At 35.8% G+C, this 19,388-nt stretch carries 15 protein-coding genes and 3 pseudogenes; 13 read left to right on the forward strand and 5 right to left on the reverse strand.

Annotation, left to right across the window (positions count from 1 at the left end; genetic code table 11):
* Window positions 1-252: 252 nt before the first annotated feature.
* Window positions 253-1,581 carry a group II intron reverse transcriptase/maturase gene (gene ltrA, locus UP17_RS08420; protein WP_061462510.1) on the forward strand — a complete coding sequence of 443 codons (1,329 nt, stop codon included), beginning with the start codon at window positions 253-255 and terminating at the stop codon, window positions 1,579-1,581.
* 282 nt (window positions 1,582-1,863) lie between these two features.
* On the opposite strand, the gene UP17_RS08425 is transcribed toward ltrA, so the two are convergent.
* The 3 genes and pseudogenes from UP17_RS08425 to UP17_RS08435 form a co-directional block, all read right to left on the reverse strand.
* On the reverse strand, window positions 1,864-2,868 hold the full coding sequence (locus tag UP17_RS08425; RefSeq protein ID WP_061462511.1) for a DUF4030 domain-containing protein: 1,005 nt from the start codon (window positions 2,866-2,868) through the stop codon (window positions 1,864-1,866).
* A complete protein-coding gene (locus UP17_RS08430; RefSeq protein WP_061462512.1) occupies window positions 2,834-3,388 on the reverse strand; it encodes a sigma-70 family RNA polymerase sigma factor in 555 nt (184 codons plus the stop codon). The genes UP17_RS08425 and UP17_RS08430 overlap by 35 nt, the downstream gene beginning before the upstream one ends.
* A gap of 575 nt (window positions 3,389-3,963) precedes the next feature.
* A pseudogene (locus UP17_RS08435) lies at window positions 3,964-5,205 on the reverse strand (IS110 family transposase).
* Between the two features lie 399 nt (window positions 5,206-5,604).
* On the opposite strand from UP17_RS08435, the gene UP17_RS08440 reads away from it, so the two are divergent.
* The 9 genes and pseudogenes from UP17_RS08440 to UP17_RS08480 all read left to right on the forward strand — a co-directional run bounded on the left by UP17_RS08440 (window position 5,605) and on the right by UP17_RS08480 (window position 14,776).
* On the forward strand, window positions 5,605-6,873 hold the full coding sequence (locus UP17_RS08440) for a M20 family metallopeptidase (protein WP_061462513.1): 1,269 nt from the start codon (window positions 5,605-5,607) through the stop codon (window positions 6,871-6,873).
* A gap of 373 nt (window positions 6,874-7,246) precedes the next feature.
* Window positions 7,247-7,429: pseudogene (locus UP17_RS08445) on the forward strand (transposase); the annotation flags it as partial.
* Between the two features lie 196 nt (window positions 7,430-7,625).
* Complete coding sequence (locus tag UP17_RS08450) at window positions 7,626-8,360, forward strand: ABC transporter ATP-binding protein (protein ID WP_061462515.1); 735 nt, start codon at window positions 7,626-7,628, stop codon at window positions 8,358-8,360.
* Complete coding sequence (locus UP17_RS08455; protein WP_061462516.1) at window positions 8,357-9,187, forward strand: ABC transporter permease; 831 nt, start codon at window positions 8,357-8,359, stop codon at window positions 9,185-9,187. Before UP17_RS08450 ends, UP17_RS08455 begins: the two co-directional genes overlap by 4 nt.
* 17 nt (window positions 9,188-9,204) lie before the next feature.
* The gene (locus UP17_RS08460; RefSeq protein ID WP_061462517.1) at window positions 9,205-9,966 is read left to right on the forward strand and encodes an ABC transporter permease; all 762 of its coding nucleotides are present in this window, start codon (window positions 9,205-9,207) and stop codon (window positions 9,964-9,966) included.
* Window positions 9,967-9,990: 24 nt separating this feature from the next.
* Window positions 9,991-10,770 (forward strand): ABC transporter ATP-binding protein, encoded by a 780-nt coding sequence (locus tag UP17_RS08465; protein WP_061462518.1) that lies wholly within the window; start codon window positions 9,991-9,993, stop codon window positions 10,768-10,770.
* The gene (locus tag UP17_RS08470; protein WP_061462519.1) at window positions 10,745-12,583 is read left to right on the forward strand and encodes an FtsX-like permease family protein; all 1,839 of its coding nucleotides are present in this window, start codon (window positions 10,745-10,747) and stop codon (window positions 12,581-12,583) included. The genes UP17_RS08465 and UP17_RS08470 overlap by 26 nt, the downstream gene beginning before the upstream one ends.
* An 88-nt stretch (window positions 12,584-12,671) precedes the next feature.
* A complete protein-coding gene (locus tag UP17_RS08475; RefSeq protein WP_061462520.1) occupies window positions 12,672-13,352 on the forward strand; it encodes a response regulator transcription factor in 681 nt (226 codons plus the stop codon).
* Complete coding sequence (locus UP17_RS08480) at window positions 13,352-14,776, forward strand: HAMP domain-containing sensor histidine kinase (protein ID WP_061462521.1); 1,425 nt, start codon at window positions 13,352-13,354, stop codon at window positions 14,774-14,776. The genes UP17_RS08475 and UP17_RS08480 overlap by 1 nt, the downstream gene beginning before the upstream one ends.
* 43 nt (window positions 14,777-14,819) lie before the next feature.
* Here UP17_RS08480 and UP17_RS08485 read toward each other — a convergent pair whose 3' ends face one another.
* The gene (locus UP17_RS08485) at window positions 14,820-15,527 is read right to left on the reverse strand and encodes a S8 family serine peptidase (RefSeq protein WP_250211776.1); all 708 of its coding nucleotides are present in this window, start codon (window positions 15,525-15,527) and stop codon (window positions 14,820-14,822) included.
* Between the two features lie 115 nt (window positions 15,528-15,642).
* Window positions 15,643-15,756, reverse strand: a pseudogene (locus tag UP17_RS26230) (YjcZ family sporulation protein); the annotation flags it as partial.
* 377 nt (window positions 15,757-16,133) lie between these two features.
* Here UP17_RS26230 and UP17_RS08490 point away from each other — a divergent pair.
* From UP17_RS08490 to UP17_RS08500, 3 genes are all read left to right on the forward strand, one after another.
* The gene (locus UP17_RS08490) at window positions 16,134-16,409 is read left to right on the forward strand and encodes a hypothetical protein (RefSeq protein ID WP_061462522.1); all 276 of its coding nucleotides are present in this window, start codon (window positions 16,134-16,136) and stop codon (window positions 16,407-16,409) included.
* A gap of 274 nt (window positions 16,410-16,683) precedes the next feature.
* Window positions 16,684-17,679 (forward strand): LacI family DNA-binding transcriptional regulator, encoded by a 996-nt coding sequence (locus tag UP17_RS08495; RefSeq protein ID WP_250211777.1) that lies wholly within the window; start codon window positions 16,684-16,686, stop codon window positions 17,677-17,679.
* A gap of 193 nt (window positions 17,680-17,872) precedes the next feature.
* Window positions 17,873-19,321: a sucrose-specific PTS transporter subunit IIBC gene (locus UP17_RS08500; RefSeq protein WP_061462524.1), complete on the forward strand. Its 1,449-nt coding sequence runs from the start codon at window positions 17,873-17,875 to the stop codon at window positions 19,319-19,321.
* Window positions 19,322-19,388 lie beyond the last annotated feature (67 nt).

Here is a 19,388-nt window from a genome sequence, read left to right on the forward strand (position 1 = left end):
CTGGAGTCAGAGACCTTGGCACGTTATACATTGATATGATGCGGCAACTCGGGAGACCCTTCCGGTCTTTTCTATTTTATTGAAGAGTATGGTGTACAAGCGATAACAAGTAAGGAAACCAAATGCCGTGTAGGGAGTCGGATAGCAGCGTAGTACCAATGAAGTTGGGTAATGCCGATGGAGGGAAGGCTAGCTACCAGTTATCACCCTTACTAGGGAAACATTTACTACACACAGAGGTAGGTATTATAAATGGAAACAAAACTACTAAGGATAGCAGAATTAGCAAAATCTGAGCCTAAAATGAAATTTACATCTCTTGCGCATTTATTAAATGAGCAATCGCTAACACAATGTCATCTTGAACTACCTAATAAAAAGGCTACTGGTGTTAACGGAACGACTAAAGAACAATACAGCGAAAACTTGGAAGAAAATATAAAGGATTTAGTAAGTAGGCTTAAAAGCAAAAGTTATCGCCCTGTTCCAGTAAGAAGGATGTATATCCCAAAACTCAATTCAACCAAGAAAAGGCCTTTGGGGATACCGGAACATGAGGATAAAATTGTACAAAAAGGCATTACAAAAATACTAAATACTATCTATGAAAATGACTTCCTAGCTTGTTCATTTGGTTTCCGTCCGAATAGAAACTGCCATGATGCGCTGAAAATACTGAACCATTATATTGAAAAGAAATCAGTAAGCTATGTAGTGGATGTAGATATCAAAGGTTTCTTTGACAACGTTGACCACAAGTGGATGATGGAGTTCCTGGACCTCCGAGTCACCGACCCTAACCTACTGAGAATAATCAGCAGGTTTCTTAAAGGTGGATACATGGAGGAAGGTAAAAAGTACAAAACAGATAACGGTACACCGCAAGGTGGAGTAATATCTCCGATATTAGCGAATGTATATCTCCATTACGTTCTCGACTTATGGTTTGAGAAAGTGGTTAGGAAACAATGTAAAGGGCAGGCCTACATAGTAAGATATGCAGATGACTTTGTTTGTTGTTTTCAACATAAAAGTGAAGCTCAGCAATTTTCCCATTCAGTAAAGCTTAGATTGAAGAAGTTTAACTTGGAGATAGCCGAGGATAAAACGAAAATTATACCCTTTGGAAGGTTTGCAGAAAATAATGCAAAGCGAGATGGGAGCAATAAACCGGATACCTTTGATTTCCTAGGGTTTACTCATTATTGCGGGAAAAGCAAACAAGGGAAATTTCGAGTGAAACGGAAATCTAGTAATAAGAAAGTCCAAGGTAAACTAAAAGAATCCAAAGAATGGTTGAAGATTAATAGAAATAAAGATATTCATACGATCATGGATAGATTTAAACGCTCACTCATAGGTTATTACAACTATTATTGTATGACCGATAACATACAAATGGTTAACAACTTCAAAGAGAGACTCGAATACTTACTATTTAAATGGCTAAACAGAAGAAGCCAAAGAAAGTCCTTTACATGGGATAAATTTAATCTCTTTCTCCGTAAATATCCACTGCCTTCACCAAGAATCAAAGTGAATATCTATGAACTAAGAAAAGAGATTGGCTACATTCTGTAAACGATGACTAGGAGGAGCCGTGTGCGTTAATAGCGCAAGCACGGTTCTGTGAGGGGGAGGAGTACAATTTACCGTAAGGTAGGAAGGCTCCTTTCTACTCGACTAGTTCATTAAGGATCACAAAATGATCAATCTTTTTTATAAAAGAATAATCCAATTAAATAGTATAAGGGCATGTTTTGATTAATCTTTTTTCAAAACATGCCCTTTCTATTATTCATTTATCAAGGTTTCTTGTATTAATTTGATCAAACTTTGTTCAAGGCTACAACGGAAATTCGATTAAAGATTTATCTGTTCCTGTTCTTGATTATATATTTTGATTGAATAAGGTTGTCCTTCCAATAAAGGCTTTGTTTTTTCTGAAGATAAGATTGTTTTTATATTGCGTTCTATTCTAGTTCCTAATTCTCTTGATCCAGCTGAGCTATCTGGAATTGATGTTTTAATGATTATAGTTAGTTCAGGATCTAGGGAGTACGAGATACTAGTTGCGTTATACATTTTTTTACCCATTATTTCCTCATCTAATGAAGGTAAAATGTAAATTGCCACGTTATCATCGTACACGTCTTGTCGTTTTAAATTAATGGAATATCCAGTTTGGTTGTTTGAGACAAGAATCTTACGAATCATATCTTCTGTATTTTGTTTTATGTCCTTAAAGTACTCTGGTGAAGCTTTTATCTTCATATTGACCTCTTTAGACTTTGTTGAAATGCCATAAGCAACTACATTTATATTATGGTCATTTAATGTATCCATAATTTCCTTTTCAAAGGAAGCTGGTTTTTCAATAGCTTTTGCTGATTTTTGAACATCATCTTTATCTACTTTAAATACTTTTACAGAAAAAGCATCTAAATTATCTTTCTGTAAAACATCCTTAACTATATTCGTTACGTTTTCCTTTATAGGTGAAAAATCTTCATTATTATTGCTTAAAACCCCTACCTCAATGATTTTATCAGGTTTATATGTTGCACTCACATAGCTTAAATTAATATCTTCAGCTTCCAGTTTACTATCGATTCTTTCTGTAATATTACTTTCAGGTTCAATGATCGAATTTAAAATGGGAATAGTAGAAACAAAGCTTGCCATCGCAGGGGAGGTGGAGAAATAACCCAAAGAAATCGTCAGGAATATTCCAGCTGCTGCAGTTCCAGTAAAGATTTTTCTTCTTCTTACTCTTCTATTCCCTTTATCAATTGCACTATTTATAGCTTCTTCAAGTTTCGTTTTAGGAACATTAATTTGTTCCATTTCTTTTTGGATATTCTTCATGAACCGTACCCTCCTTAAGATTCATTCTTAGTTTGGTTGTTGCTCTATGTAACTGAGCTTTTATCGTCCCTTCAGGACAATTAAAATCGCGTGCAATTTCTTTTATTGATAAATCTTTATAATATCGAAGTAGAATGAGTGTTTTGAACCGTTCCTCTAACTGGTCAATTGCATGAAGCAAATCTAGTCGTTCTTCCACCTTAGAATTATTTATATCTCCTTGAACCTCTTCGTAATCGACCGGGACCACATCATATAATTTTTTTTTCTTCAAAAAATCTAATGAAGTGTTGATTATGATCCTCGTTAACCAGGTTGAAAAGTATTTGGGTTCTTTTAATTTTTTAATTGATTTATACGCTTTAAAAACACTCTCGTGCACAACATCCAGCGCATCGTTTTCATTTTTCATATAGATATAAGCCATTCTATAGAGAGTATCCTTTTCTTGTAAAACTAACTCTTGAAAGGCTATTTTATTTCCAGCCATAGCCTTTTTTACTTTGTTCAGATCGCTCATGTATAATCCTCCTTTCAACCATTAGACATTAAGCGTATTAGAAACGTTGCAAGAAATGTAGTTTTAAAAATTAAGTCGTATCGTTTACAAAAAAGATGTACTGTTTTAAATAAAATTTAGTCGTTTATAAAAATGATAAACCGAAATCAATACTTGGAATTTGTTTTTCCTTAATGAACTCCCTCAGTTTAATAGATAATGCTCACGAATACTCGCTTATTCGCAGGATTTCAAACCACATGGTATAGGTTGCTTTAGATGAATGAAAGAGATAGGACCGTTTTGATAAGATGAGGGCAGATTGAAATAGGGGATCTATTAAAAATCCCATATTATTACATATGCTGCACGCATTTTCCACGCTGCCGCTGCCCCTGGAGGCTTTCCCTCCCATGTCTCAACGGGTCATAATCCTATGCCCTTTCATTCCTTCGTCATGCCTATCCAAGGGGTGGAGGCCGGTTTTGCTAACGGAACGGGTCATTGCCCTTTTGTTCATTACATCCGGTACTTCGTGCTTTCTTTGAAATCCTACGAATAAGCCAACTTTCGTTAATCACAATGTGAATGTAAATTTACGCTGCTAGTTGTTCAAGAGGGAAGACCATTTCCGGTTTATAGGCAGAGCCATTACGAGCAATCCCTACTAGGACACGGGCGAGTTTTCCACATAGTTTCATGATGGATTTCATTTTCTTTATCTTCTTCACTTTAACATTGTTCGAGTGTAGGGCTTTAAACTCAGGATTATTCATCACCAGACTCATGATCTTCCACGTTTGGAAAGAACAATTTGGCCTTTCCACTTCCCAGAGCTTGCTTCAGCGAGATGCAATCCTGCATGACGAAGGAGCGCATTCCCGTGAGCGAACCCACTCAGATCTCCAGCTTCGCCTAAGATGCCCGCCAGTGAAATCTCACTGATTCCTTTAATGGCAAGTATTTGCTTAACGAATGGAATCTGTTCCAAGACGTTTGTGACTTCTTGCGTCACTCTTTCGAGTTGGGATGAAGCGAGATCATATTCCTCTAATAACTGTTCCAAGTGAAGTTTATACGCATCAAGGGCTTGTTTCGTACCAATTGAACTTGGCCAACGCAAGCAGGGAATGGGCTTTTTTATGCCCGGAATGTCGCTTCATACATACTTTCCACCCGGTTACGATATCTTGAGGCTGTAAGGAACATCATTCAGCTGGGGTAGGAAAGAGGCGTAGGGTTGCGATGGCCCCTTTACATGATACGTCTTTAAACACTTCCCGGAGCTCGGGAAAGACAACATCCACCCAGCGATTAATTTGGTTGATGGAGCTAACAAGACGCTTAACGAGCACATCTCGGTTAGCCATAAGGACACGAAGTTTTTCAAATGATTCTGAAGTGGAACGAACGAAGGCATAGTAGCCATTCTTCACCATATCAGCGATGACAAGGGCATCTTTTTTATCACTTTTGGATTGCGTATTATCACGATTTTCTTTGTTTCTTTTGACATGGTGAGGATTGACCGTGACGACATCTATGTTTTGTTTGACTAGCCACTTTGAGAGGTTTATCCAATAATGACCGGTAGGTTCCATTCCGACTATCGTGGTGTCTAAGTTTTTCATGTATTTTAGTTCCTTGATCCAGTTTAGTAAGCTAGTAAAACCCTCTTCGTTATTTTCAAAAGACAAAGGTTTCCCGACCACAATGCCCCGATAGTTTACAGCACGGGCCACGTGTACATGTTGGGCAATATCTACACCAACAACTAGATGTTGATCCGTAATTCTTTCAATTAGTTGATTTTGTTTGTTTTGCATTTTAACATTCATAGTAGGGCTTCCTCCTTAAGACTTTGAGTTAGATTGGACTCTATACTCATATCTTACTGAGGGGCTCTATTTTTTTCAAACCTGATATTTAACGATCTACAGGAATGCTAACGGGTGCGTTAGTTAAACAAGCATCACGCCAATTTGGTCGATTGTAGTTGATTTCAAATTTGGGGTAGCGTCAGGAAAATGCGGATTTACAACGTTAGGCACATTTTCAAGACGTTACCCCTATATATCTTTGGCTCATTAAGTTTAACTAAAGCATTGAACGCGACTTTAAATAACACGTATCAAATGTTTCCCCACCTTTAACCCCAGAAATATGATCTAAGAACAGCACATAGAATAGTATAGAAATACTGCGGCTGATGCCGGACATGGAGGGGATGTATTTATATGAGTACCAGAATGATCCGGCAGCTGATAAGGTCAAGGCAACAGGAATTAGTCGAACTTGCTGCTTCATTTATTCGAATTCCATCTGAAAATCCATCGCCCGAGTTTAAGAAGCGGTCAGCAGAAATGGGACGCCATATTAGCCGATACCTAGCAGGAAAAGGGTTCTTGATTACCGAGCACCGCCGTAGCGAAAATGCGCTGGTTACCGTGGTCTGTGATGCTCCCTTAACCAGGATACCTGGTCCACGGCTCCTATTTTGCGGACATACAGATGTCGTACCTGCAGGCGATCGTTCACATTGGACCTTCGATCCTTTCTCAGGAGAAGTCAGAGCAGGTATGCTTTTGGGTCGGGGAGCATCCGATATGAAAGGAGGCTTGGCAGCACTGATTTTTGTGGCGGGACTACTTCAGGAGTTCGCCCCCACTCTTAATTTGAAAGGTAGCCTAGGAGTTATTGCCTCTCCGGATGAAGAGACTGGCGGCATTGAGGTGGCTTCGCTCCTGGATCAAGGATTGATTAAGGGTGATGCTTGTCTGATTGGTGAACCAACGGACCCCCACCATCCGAATGCCGGTGAAAAGGCCGAGGCATGGATGCAGGTGATCATACCAGGTCAGACAGGGCATGGCAGCCTACAACCGCTTTATGGAATCTCCGCCGTACGAAGAGGGGCAGCCGCGGTCGAAGCACTAACCAAGCTATTGGAGCTCAAGGCAACGCCTCCGGCAGAGCTTGGTCAACTTTTGTACAATACTGAGTGGTTCCTAGGAAATCCCTTACTGTCACAGTTACTTTATCGTCCCTCTTACAATCCAGGTGTAATCCAGGGTGGAACAAATGTGAACGTCGTCGCAGACAAGTGTATCATTAAAGTGGATACCCGGGTTCCATTCGGTATGAAGCCCGAGTTTGTACTTGATGTCGCTAGGAATCTTGTTAGTGCTGTAGCGCCAGATGCGGTTGTAGAGCCAATGGTACCCTGTACTAACCCGAACTGGACCTTAGAGAATCGTCCAATTGTGAGGGAAATAGAACTGGGAATCCAGCGTGTCCTCGGAAGGGAGGAACCCGTATTCAGCGTACTTTTGCTGAGTTCAAGTGATGCCAGTCACTTCCGGCGCCATGGCATTGATACCGTCCTTTACGGTCCTGGGCTGGAACACACTATCCATGGGTACGATGAGCGGGTTTCAGTGGAGAACTTAGTTGAATCTGCCGAGATTTATGCTGAGACGGCAGTCAAGTATCTTAGATCATTTTAAATCTATTTTCACTAAACTTTATGTAGGGGTAACGTCAGGGTTTTGACAATTTATAACGTTAAGATAGAACCCCTTGTATCAATAGGGTCTAGCCTATTGATATGGAGTCAATATTACGTGAAACAAGGCTTACTAGTGTCTCGTATAATTTGTCTCAACACATTTATCGTTACTACACCAACGATTTCCACTTCCTAGAACAGCTTAACGTTGTAAATCCGCATTTTCCTGACGCTACCCCATGCCCATCAAGCTAAGAAAATAGGTCACCCCCCAAAACGATAAATTGAGCTTATAAGTTATACAAGAAAGTACAAAATTTCGTTCTGGGGGCACTACAAAACTTTAACTTGATGGCAATGTGGTGGTACCCCTATATGCAAAACGTAAAGAAACGATTGAGCGTGTATTCGCAGATGCAAAAGAAAAGCATGGTATGCGTTGGACTACTTTAAGGGGACTTAAAAAATTGTCGATGCAGGCGATGCTTACTTTCGCTGCCATTAATTTAAAGAAGATGGCCAATTGGACATGGCGAGGTCCAAAAATGGCCTAACATAGTGGGCTCGTAGAGCCCCAATCTCTTAACTTTAGGCGAAAATTCAAAGGGAATTTCAAAAGGGGTTCAGAATTTTTTAATTCCGAACCCCTTTTGTCTACAAACTGAAACTCACAAAAATGTGAGTTTTTTTCTTTTCTTTATTTTTTATTTATATTTGTCTTTTATATTAAACCATAAGGAGGGATTGAATATGAAAAAAGAAATTGTTTTAGAAGCAAATAACATCACAAAAGCAGTGAGTGGAAAGAATATTGTAAGCCAATTCTCAACTAAGGTGTATAAAGGAGATATATGCGGCTTCTTGGGACCCAATGGAGCAGGAAAAACAACTGTTATGCGAATGTTTACAGGACTTATTCGTCCTACTGAAGGCTCAATAATGGTAGGGGGTAAAGATGTAAATAAAGATAGACAACAGGCTTTAAGAAATGTAGGAGCGATTATAGAATCCCCTATCTTTTTCCCTTACATGTCAGGAAGAAAGATGTTACAAAATCTAGCGAGACTATATCCTGACCTATCGAGAAAAGAACAGTTAGAACAGGTGGAGGCAGCATTATCCATTGTAAGACTAACAGAGGATGCGGATGTAAAAATCAAGAATTATTCATTAGGTATGCGACAAAGGCTGGGAATTGCTCAAGCCCTCTTAGGAGAACCAGATGTCATTTTATTAGATGAGCCAGCAAACGGTCTGGATCCTATGGGAATGAGAGAATTAAGGGAATTAATTCTTGAACTTCGAGAAAAGAAAAACCTAACATTTTTCATCTCTAGTCATTTACTTGACGAAATTCAACAAATGTGTGATCGTCTTGTCATTATTCGTAACGGTAAACTTGTTACACAAGGAAGCAAAGAGGAGTTAATTAAAGATCCAAGTAAGAGACTAGAAGATGTATTTGTGGAGATGATGACATCATGAAAGGACTTTTCACTTCAGAGTTAGAACGATTATGGTCCCAAAAGATATCATGGATCATACTATTTTTTATACCCTTGATGTCGATAGGTTCAGTTAAATATTACTTGAGTTGGAATGAACGAGTGTCACCAGGGCAACCAGATTATGTAACTTCCTTAAACTTTCCTATAATCAGCATTTCTGAACATCTCGTTGTTTCTTTTAATATCATAGCTATAATACTAATTTCTACGGTTATAGCTAATGAGATAGAAAATGGGCAGTTAAGAATGATCCTCATTCGTCCTTTTTCTACAACTCAACTTTTTTTAGCAAAATTAGCTACTATTTTAACAACCATGTTCTTGTATTTAACTCTATTTTGGATTTTAAATACTGTTGCTGGTTATATCTTTTTTCCCAAGGTTGATACCTTAATAACATTTTTAGATGAGCAGAAATTATCTTTGACAGCAGCTTTATTATATAACGTTAAATACTTCTTTGCTTGTTTTGTGACAATGATTAGCGTTGTGTCAGTCTTTACATTATTGGGATCAATAAGCAGAAGTACAATGATTACACTTGGGGCAGGGGTTGGCTTTATTTTCTTAGCAATCGCCATTCCTCAGCTCTTAGAATTCTCGACGCAAACGATTATCGGGCACAGCACAGTGATTCACCTTATGTACATGTCTATTGTGAAAATTCAGCACACGGGAATAGCATTTTTACTTTCATCAACTAACAATCTAAATTCCTATATCATTTTAGTTCAAACGGTATACATTGCTCTATTTGGTTTAATTGCTTATTGGACATTTGTGAAAAGAGATTATTTTATTTGAATTAGGGAGGGTTTTAATTGAAAGCATTATTTATAAGCGAATGGGAGAGACTTTGGAGTCAAAAAAAAAGTAAGTGGATGATTGGAATCTTTACTGTAATTGTACTTCTTCAAGCATGGTTTTTAAGATACTATGGAGTTGGAATTTATAATAACGATCAGCAAGTACCTCTAAATACTTGGAATTTTCCATGGTTTTTATTAAAAGAATCTTCATTCTTACTTACATTGATTTTTATGCCTGTTTTTTTTCTAAATAGCCTTAATGTAGAATATAATTCAGGGGCATATCGTCTTTTTTTAATTAGACCTTTTAAAAGAAAATCATTTCTAATTTCAAAATGGTTCTCTCTTGCCTTAATGGTACTAGTACATTTATTAATTATTCTAGGGATTGGTATAGCGTTTGGTTTTATCTTCTTAAAACCAGATAATGATTTTACTTTTTATGGTCAACAGAAGAATGCTATAGAAGCTATATTATATACAGTACAAGTGTATGGTCTCTTTTTCATCATTCAAATGTGCTGTTTAGCTCTTGCTAGTTTAATTAGTGTAATTATTTCAAATGCGGTTATTAGCTTTTTCTTATTAATTGGGTTATATGTAGGTTGTTTGTATGTTTCTAGCCAACTTTCATTTTTCTTATTATCAGTTCAAAGTATCTTTCATACTCTGAGTACCACTAGCAATTCTTTATATATTTTTGCACTCATTATTATGTTAGTTGGTTTTGGTGCTTGTGTAAGGATCTGGAGTAAAAAAGAATTTACTTCTTAAATAAAGATAGGAGGAAGAATTAAAATGGCTATATTGGAAGCACGAGAAATTACAAAAGTTTATAAAACTAAGTACAGAACGTACCCTGTCTTAAAGAATATAAGTTTAGATATTGAAGAAGGCGATTTTGTAGCAATTATGGGTCCTTCGGGAAGTGGAAAGTCTACCTTATTAAATGTGCTTTCTTCCCTTGATATCCCCTCAGATGGGGATATCAAGGTCGGGGGAACTACTCTTACAGGTATGAAAGAAGAACAATTAGGTATTTACCGACGTGAGCATATTGGTTTCATCTTTCAAAATTACAACTTGTTAGATCATTTGACTATTGAAGAAAATATTTTATTACCTGCTGCTTTAAAAAAAGGAGATAAGAAAGGTGTACAGAATAAACTTCAAACATTTGCTAAAGAATTGGAAGTGACAAAATTTTTAACTAAATATCCTTATGAAGTCTCTGGGGGGCAGCAGCAAAGAGCTGCTATCATTCGTGCTCTTATTAACAATCCTGCTTTATTATTTGCTGATGAACCTACAGGGAATTTAGATTCTAAATCTGCTCAAAATGTTCTACATACATTAAAAATGTTAAATGATAAGTACAAAACAACTATTTTAATGGTAACTCATGATTCGGTGGCTGCTAGCTTTTGTAACAGGGTCATTTTTTTAAAGGATGGCCAAATTGTCCATGAGATGAAGCGTTCTAAATTAGAAGATACGTCTAAGTTCAATCAAAGAATCTTATCTTTTATCGCTAAGGAAGTGGAGGATAATGATGTCAATGTGGAAATATATAACTAAGAATATAACCCGTAATCTTTCTCATTATACAGTATACATACTTAGTAGCATTCTTTCTGTAGCAATTTTTTATATGTACGCAGCCTTTCTTTTATATCCAAAGATTTCAGGAACAGAACAGTTATTAATTGCATGTGAAATTATTATTTTGCTATTTTCTTGTTTCTTTATTACATATTCATATGAGCATTTCCTTAGAGAAAGAAAAAAAGAAATGGGTATTTGGAAAACATTTGGAGCCTCTAGAAGGCAATTGTTTAACGTGATCGTTTTAGAGAACGCCGTAGTTGGTACGTTTTCTATTTTAGTGGGTATTTTATTGGGAATGCTGTTATCAAAGGTTTTCTTTAATTTTATTAGTGATATTCTATTTTTGAATCAATCGTTCATTTATACTTTTTCTCCCGTGGCTGTTTTTGTTACGGTTATTTTATTTGGAATAGTATTTTTACTTGTTTCGTGTCGAAGTTACTTAAAGATTAAACGAATTGCAGTTCTAGAGTTATTTCAAGAAGAAAGAAAACCTAAACCTTCAGCTCAATTCTCTAGGGTTAAATTCATTTTATCTATCTGTTTTCTTTTAGCCTCTTATATATTTATCTCTTACGCATCTTTACCTATGCTATTATTTACTTTTTTACCCTTATTAGCCTTAGTGCTAGTAGGCACATACCTATTCTGTTCAAATGGTTTAGTAGGTGTAATATCTTACTTAAATAATAAAGAAAAACGGCAGTTAAATGGGATAAAGATGTTAACTCTTATAAGTTTAAGAAAAAAATTATATTATAATTCAAAAATTATCTTTATCGTATCTATTCTATTATCTGCAATTATGATATCAATAGGTTCTATTCAGTTATATATAGAAAAGAACAAACAAAGAATGCAAAGCACTCACCCTCAAGGAGCATTATTTGTTGCATCAAAGGGGAAGGAAAACAAAATAGAAGATAGTATAAATGAATTGAAGAGACAAGGAATAAAGGATTTACAAACGAAGAAATGGGAAGGACTAAAAATTTCTTCAAAGAGTGGGAAAAAGGAATTTTTAATAATACAGAATGACCCATCTTTTATAAAAAATGAAGATGCATTAAAAAATAACAATTATATTTTTAATAATAAAAAAAAGAATGATATTACTAATGGAATCGTAAAATTAAAATCTGAAAAAAGGGAGAGAGATCTAAAAGTTAAAGATATGAACGGTAAAAGAGTTCTTAATCCCATAGATGGAATTGAGGGTATTATCTCTGTACCGAAAAATACTTTTAGTGAAATATATAGAACAACGATTTCTGAAAAGAAATTGTCACTTTATAAACTAGATTTTAAAGAGGATGCAAAAAGTTATAACCTTTTTAAGAAATTATCAGATACAGCCTTGTTAAAATCAGATAATCTTCATAATGTTCGACTTCTCGATTATGAAAATACAGTGCAATTATCTTCAATACTGAGACTTACAGGACTGTTTATATGCTTAGTTTTGTTTCTTGCTTTAGCTAGTCTGCTTTGGTTTAAACTGTATGAAGATATGAATGATGATAAAAAAGTATTTCACTCATTACGAAAAGTTGGTCTTACAGATAAAGAAGTTAAAAGGACTTTGTACATTCAAATTTCAGTCATATTCTTTGTTCCTTTATCTTTAGGGGGATTAAATTTATTTATAGCTACTAATGCCTTGCAAAATATATTAGAAGGAATCACAATTTATTCTATAATAGTAATATTTTTAATATTTGGAGTGTCTCAATTTATTATCTATCTTATTTCTAGTTACTTTTATTCTAAAAAGGTGCTATGAAAAGAAGGTATTTTTGTCTAGGAGAGTACTAACTAATTTATCTCTCCTAGATAATTCAAATATTAGGGGGACGGGGAGGTATATACTTATGCAAGAAAGTATTCTTGTGGTCGATGATGAGCTGGAGATTGTAGATATAATCTCTGATATCTTTGAAGATCGAGGTTATAGAGTTCTTAAAGCTTATAATGGAGAACAAGCATTAGATCAGTTAAAGGCGAAGGTAGATTTAATAATATTAGATGTTATGATGCCTCAGATGGATGGCTTTGATCTCTGTAAAGTCATTAGGGAACAAATTCATTGTCCTATTCTGTTTCTAAGCGCGAAGCACTCAGAGATGGATAAAGTAAAGGGATTAACTTTAGGGGGAGATGATTATATAACAAAGCCTTTCCAAGTGAAAGAACTTATTGCCCGCGTCGAGGCGCACTTAAGACGTGAACAGAGGGATCGAGTTAGCACTCAAAATCAACGCCTTTTAGGCAATTTAACTATTAATTATTCACAACATGACGTTTTATTGGATGGTAAGAAGATAGACTTAACAAGTAAAGAGTTTAAGATATTAGAACTCTTAACCGTAAACTTAGGACAGATATTTTCTAAAGAACAGATTTATGAGAAAATTTGGGGTATTGATGCAATGGGTGACTTAAATACTATCATAGTTCATATTAACAATTTAAGAGCTAAACTAACTTCAGGGATGTCAACTTATCACATTAAAACAGTGTGGGGAGTAGGATATAAATTGGAAAAACGCTGATGATTAAAAGGCTATCTTTAAAAACTCAGTTTATCTTAACCTTTGCTTCAGTAATTTTTTTAAGCCTCATAAGTACAATTGGTACCTTAGTTTTAGTATATTATTTTCTCTCCGTTTATAATGAAAAGTCAGTCCAACCTGCTAATTATTACGAGAAAAAAGTTCCTAGTATAGAAAAGTTTGTCGAGTTAAAAGGGGAAAAGATCGTAGAAGTAGCTTTTCAGAAAAATCTAGAAAAAGTTATTCCTATGGAAGGAATTACATATCAGGTTATAAATCTTCAAGGAAATAAAATATATGGTACATTAGATGATCAATTAATAGAAAATAACAAAAGTATATATGAAAAAGTTAATAGATCTGATCAAAAAGGAAAGGTCATAACAAAATATCTTCCTATCCTCGACAAAAATCAAATGGTAGGCGTTCTAGCTGTACGATATGTGTTAGCATCATCTATTGATTATTATATAAAATACATATTTCTTATAATATTATTGATTCCTTTTTTATTTTTAACACTTTACTCATACATATTTGCGAGACGTTTAGGAAAAGAATTAAATAAGCCGATCAAAGAATTGAGTGCTGCTTCTCAGAAAATTAAAAATCAAGATTTGGATTTTGAGATTAAATATGAGAGTGAAAATGAAATAGGTGTATTAATTGACTCTTTTAACAGTATGAAAGAAGAGTTGAAAACGTCACTTTATCTTCAATGGAAATTAGAGCAAGAGCGTCGAGATATGGTTGCCTCGATTGCCCATGATTTAAGAACACCTCTAACAATTATATTATCCCATGTAGAGGTCTTAATGGATCCATCATTAAATGGACAGAAACGTTTGCCACAATATTTGCAAACAATAAAAAATAATACCCAAAGAGTATTGCATTTGACAGAGGAAATGAAAAGAGTGTCTGAGGTAGATAATCCAGATTTTACGCTTGAGATTGAAAGTGTTATTCCTATAGAAATGTTACCAGAAATGCTAGAGGAATTTAAAAAATGGGCAGATGATGAAGAAATAAAGTTCACTTACAGCTTGAATAGAAAGTCTGGAGAGGGAAATTCCGAATTTGCATTAGATCCAAAACGATTGCATCAAATTCTTACTAATTTAATTTCTAATAGTATTCGTTTTACCCCAATGAATGGAAGTATTGATATTCAGGTTCAAATAGAGAAAGATATGATGTTTTTTTCTATTTCCGATACAGGAAAAGGTTTTGACGCCAAAGATTTGCCTTTCTTATTTAGTAAATTCTATCAAGGAGATCCTTCAAGGAACGACCAACTTCACCATGGATTGGGATTATATATTGTAAAAGAGTTGGTTATAAAACATGGTGGTGAAATTCAGGCTAGAAATAATAAACCTCAGGGAGCATGTATTGAATTCACCATATCTTCCATTAAATAAACAAAAAATGAACTATGATTATCATAGTTCATTTTTTGTTTATTTAACTGCGTTGTATACGTCTAATTGTCCATTGCCCCAATAAGCTAAATAGTTCAATATCTTTTTTTACTCCGTTTTTATAGAGATAATCAATGGAACTACTTGGCCGTTTTTTGTAATGACGTTGGTCGATAATTAAGGCTAGGGTAGCAGAAACCTTAGGTGCAGCCATGGAAGTCCCAGAAGCAAATAAGTATCTGCCCGTGTTAAAAGTAGTTAATACTTGTTCTTGTCGGAAAAGCCCACCATCCCACCATGCCTCTTGGCCGTATTTCTCTAATAATCTAGAATCTCCCCCTGGAGCAGCGATATCAATATAATTTTTTCCGAAATTAGATAATAAAGAAGGTTGTTGCGTAGGACCAGTAGAAGACACTGTAACTACACCAGGCAATTCCCCTGGAGCCTCAATCCCTACCCCATTAAATGTTTTTCCTTCTTCTGCGTATTTTTTCTTAAGAAAATTATTTAGCTCTGATTTATTAGAAACATCTATTGAATCGTTTCCTGCAGAAGCAACTACCACACTACCTAACTTATTAGCATACTCAATTGCAAGTTTATATCCTTCAACATCTGCCCACTTATTATCTAAAAGTTCCCCGTCTTTATATATGTCGCCATCAATATAATAGGAACCAAGGCTAAGATTAATAACATCGACGTCATCCTTAGCTGCTTGAATAATTGCTTTAAGGGGTCCTACCATTGGTAGTACCCGACGCTACCCCAATTTGAAGAAGCCGACCAATAAAGGTCGGCTTTTTTCATTTTTAGCAGAAACCGCCATATCCATGAACGGGGGCAGGACAGCATTGGACACCGCCACCGAAACAGCTAGCTCCAACAATGATTAAGAGTATAAACAAAACGACTATAAAGGCGAATCCTCCGCCAAATCCTCTACCGTCATCACAACTTGATTCACAACGTGACATACAAACATCTCCTCATTTTGTTTTTAGAGGAGGAAATTAATTAAATGGGTTATATCACCTTATGCTCTAATTAGGAAAATGACACAATAGTCTCCATCTCTGTTCAGAAGAAGTAAAAAAAGTAGATTCCTTAAGGAGATCGACTTTTCAGGTTGGAATTCTCTTAGCGTATAAAATTTCCGAAATGGGCGGTATAGCATTGTTACATTTTTCCTCTTTTTTCAGTATAAAGAGAAAAAACGAAAAAAGTTAATTAAATCAATTAGATCATACATTCAAATTAGAAAGAAAGTACCCTTATGCTGCAACGGAGCAGGTTAGAACAATAAGTCCTATGGTATAATTCTGCTAATAGTTGAGTTTTCGGGGGTAAGTCAATGAATAATCAAGATTATTTTAATGATGAAAACTATACTGGTAATCACCTTCATGTAGATAATTGGAAATATGAGTTCACTCCATATATAGAAGCAATTGCTTGGGTAAGAAAAGACAGTTCAATGGACTTGTTTTTTAATGATTTCGCAGATGATAAGGAGTTTCAAGCGTTATTTAGTGATAAAGAATACTATTATAATGAACTTATGGGTGTATTTCTTGGTAATGTTAAAACTAATCAGGAAGTATACGAAATGTTTCGTAATTGGGTTTGATGGGGTGCTATACCCATTTAGGAAGAGAGCTAAATAGAAAAGAAAGGATTTTTTCTCATAATGGTTAGTTCTATTTATCATTGTATAAATGTAACCTCTTTACTAATTTCCATATTTTTAACCTCCTACTTGGACGTGAATGCGTTTACATTTAAATTTGCAATGATAACGTTGTAAAATTTCCTGTTTAAATAATCAACTATATTCACCTCTTAATTTACTAAACATATTGGTGTATAATAAATAAATCCATATAAAGACGGAGATGAATGCTTTGGTTACAATTACTGATATCGCGAAGCTTGCCGGAGTTGCTAAGAGTACAGTTTCACGTTATCTAAATAATGGTTCTGTTAGTGAGGCAACGAAAAATAAAATCGAACGTGTGATAAATGAAACCAGCTATGCTCCTAATGCCTTCGCTCAAAGTTTAAAAGCAAAGAAAACTAATATAATCGGTACCATTGTACCGAGACTTGATTCGTATGCTTCTTCTCATACGTTAATTGGCATTGATGAACAATTAAGAGAACTAAATTATCAAATGCTGATCTCAAATACCGGTCAGGATTTAGATCGGGAAATTGAAAATATTTACACACTGGCTAAGCAAAAGGTTGCGGGAATGATTTTGCTTCCATCCCAAGTTACAGACGCCCATTTAGATGCCTTCAAAGAGCTGCACTTGCCCGTTTTACTGGTTGGTCAGCAGCATGAAACAATTCACAGCATCATACACAATGATTATGAAGCAGCATATGATCTCGGAAAACATGTGCTGGAAAAAGGTCACCGTAAGATTGCTTTTTTGGGCGTAACAGGAAAAGATATTGCTGTAGGAGTCATGCGAAAAAAAGGATTTCAGCGGGCGATAGATGAAAAACCAGACTGTGAAGTAAGGTATTATGAAACAAGCTTCAGCATAACAGATGCATTAATCAATGTCCCCTCTATTATTGAGGAATTCACTCCCTCTATTATCGTATGTGCAACTGATAATATAGCGATTGGTGCTTTGAAAGCAGCTTATTTAAGAGGTTTAAAAATCCCAGAAGACTTGTCGATCACTGGATTTGGAGGTTATGAAGTAACAGAGATGATACACCCAGGCATAACTACAGCGAAATTCTACTACAAAGAAGCAGGACAAATGGCAGCTAAAAGTATCGTAAAGCTTGTTAACGGGGAAGAATTACCAAAATTATCTCTATCAAAATATAAAATTATTGAAAGAGAAAGCGTTGACAATCGTTTACTACACCGATTATAATCAAAATGAAATCGGTTACCAAATATTTCCCCTCTAAAATGTAACCGGTTTCTGTGAATCAACTTGTTGATATTATATTTTTTTGGTTTATTCTGGAACCGGTTCCGTTACTTAATATATTCATATATTTTTTTGGATTCAAACGGAACCGGTTCCAAGTCAGCGTTTATAAACGTTTAAAAGGAGGATCATTATGAATTATAAAGAAGTATCCCAGGAAATATTGGAGGCAATCGGCGGGAAAGAAAATGTGGCAGCTGCAGCACACTGTGCGACTCGGCTCCGCTTAGCTTTACATGATGAAGATAAAGTCGATCAAGCAAAACTAGATGAGATGGATGCAGTAAAGGGAACATATTCAACTGGAGGACAATACCAGATTATTATCGGTGCGGGAACTGTTAATGAAGTATACAAAGAGTTTTCAAAGCTAACTGGACTTACTGAAATGTCGACGAAAGATGTAAAAGATGCTGGTTCGAAGAAAATGAATCCGCTTCAGCGCTTTGTAAAAATGCTTTCTGATATTTTTGTTCCTATTATTCCTGCAATTGTTGCCGGCGGTCTATTGATGGGGATTAACAACTTGCTCACAGCACCTGACTTATTTATCGCAGGGCAATCCATTGTCGAAGCTAACCCGGGATTCGCAGATTTAGCAGCTCTAATTAATACATTTGCCAACGCAGCATTTGTATTCCTTCCAATCTTAATCGGTTTCTCTGCCACACAGCGGTTTGGCGGAAATCCTTATCTGGGTGCTACACTTGGAATGCTAATGGTTCACCCTGACTTATTGAATGGTTGGGGATACGGAGGAGCCTTAGTAAGCGGTGAAATTCAGGTCTGGAATATTCTTGGATTTGAAATTGAAAAAATCGGATATCAAGGCACTGTGTTGCCAGTACTTGTTGCTTCCTTTATTTTAGCAAAAATAGAAACGTATTTGCGAAAAGTCATTCCTTCCGCACTAGACAATATTCTAACACCATTATTGACAATTTTTATTACTGGTATCTTAACGTTCACAGTAGTAGGACCGATTACTCGTGCTACAGGGAACTTATTAACAGATGGTCTCATCTTCTTATATGATGGAACTGGTTTTATCGGAGGAGCTATATTTGGACTTCTTTACGCACCAATCGTTATCACAGGTATGCATCATAGCTTTATTGCTGTAGAAACACAATTACTTTCTGATATTTCAAAAACTGGGGGCTCTTTTATTTTCGTAATTGCAGCAATGTCCAATATTGCTCAAGGTGCAGCAACCCTTGCAGTTACTTTCATTACGAAAGATAAAAAAACAAAAGGTACGGCATCTGCAGCGGGTATTTCGGCTCTTTTAGGGATTTCAGAACCTGCAATGTTCGGTGTTAACTTAAAACTGAAGTATCCATTTATTGGAGCAATTATAGGTTCAGGAGTGGCTTCTGCTTTCGTCACCTTCTTCAAAGTAAAGGCGATTGCACTTGGCGCTGCAGGTCTACCAGGGATTATTTCCATAAAAACAGATACAATTATCTTTTATATAATTGGTATGGCCATTTCCTTTGCTGTTGCCTTTATCGCAACATTCAGTTTAGCAAATCGGACAGATAAAAAAGTTGCTGCCCTTTCTCGAAAAGAAGCAGCCTAATTTATTAATATGAAAAGGGCTGTTCGAAACAAGGAACAGTCATCTGATTTTTTAAAGGAGTCTGATC

Source organism: Peribacillus simplex, assembly GCF_001578185.1.
Taxonomy (GTDB): domain Bacteria; phylum Bacillota; class Bacilli; order Bacillales; family DSM-1321; genus Peribacillus; species Peribacillus simplex_A.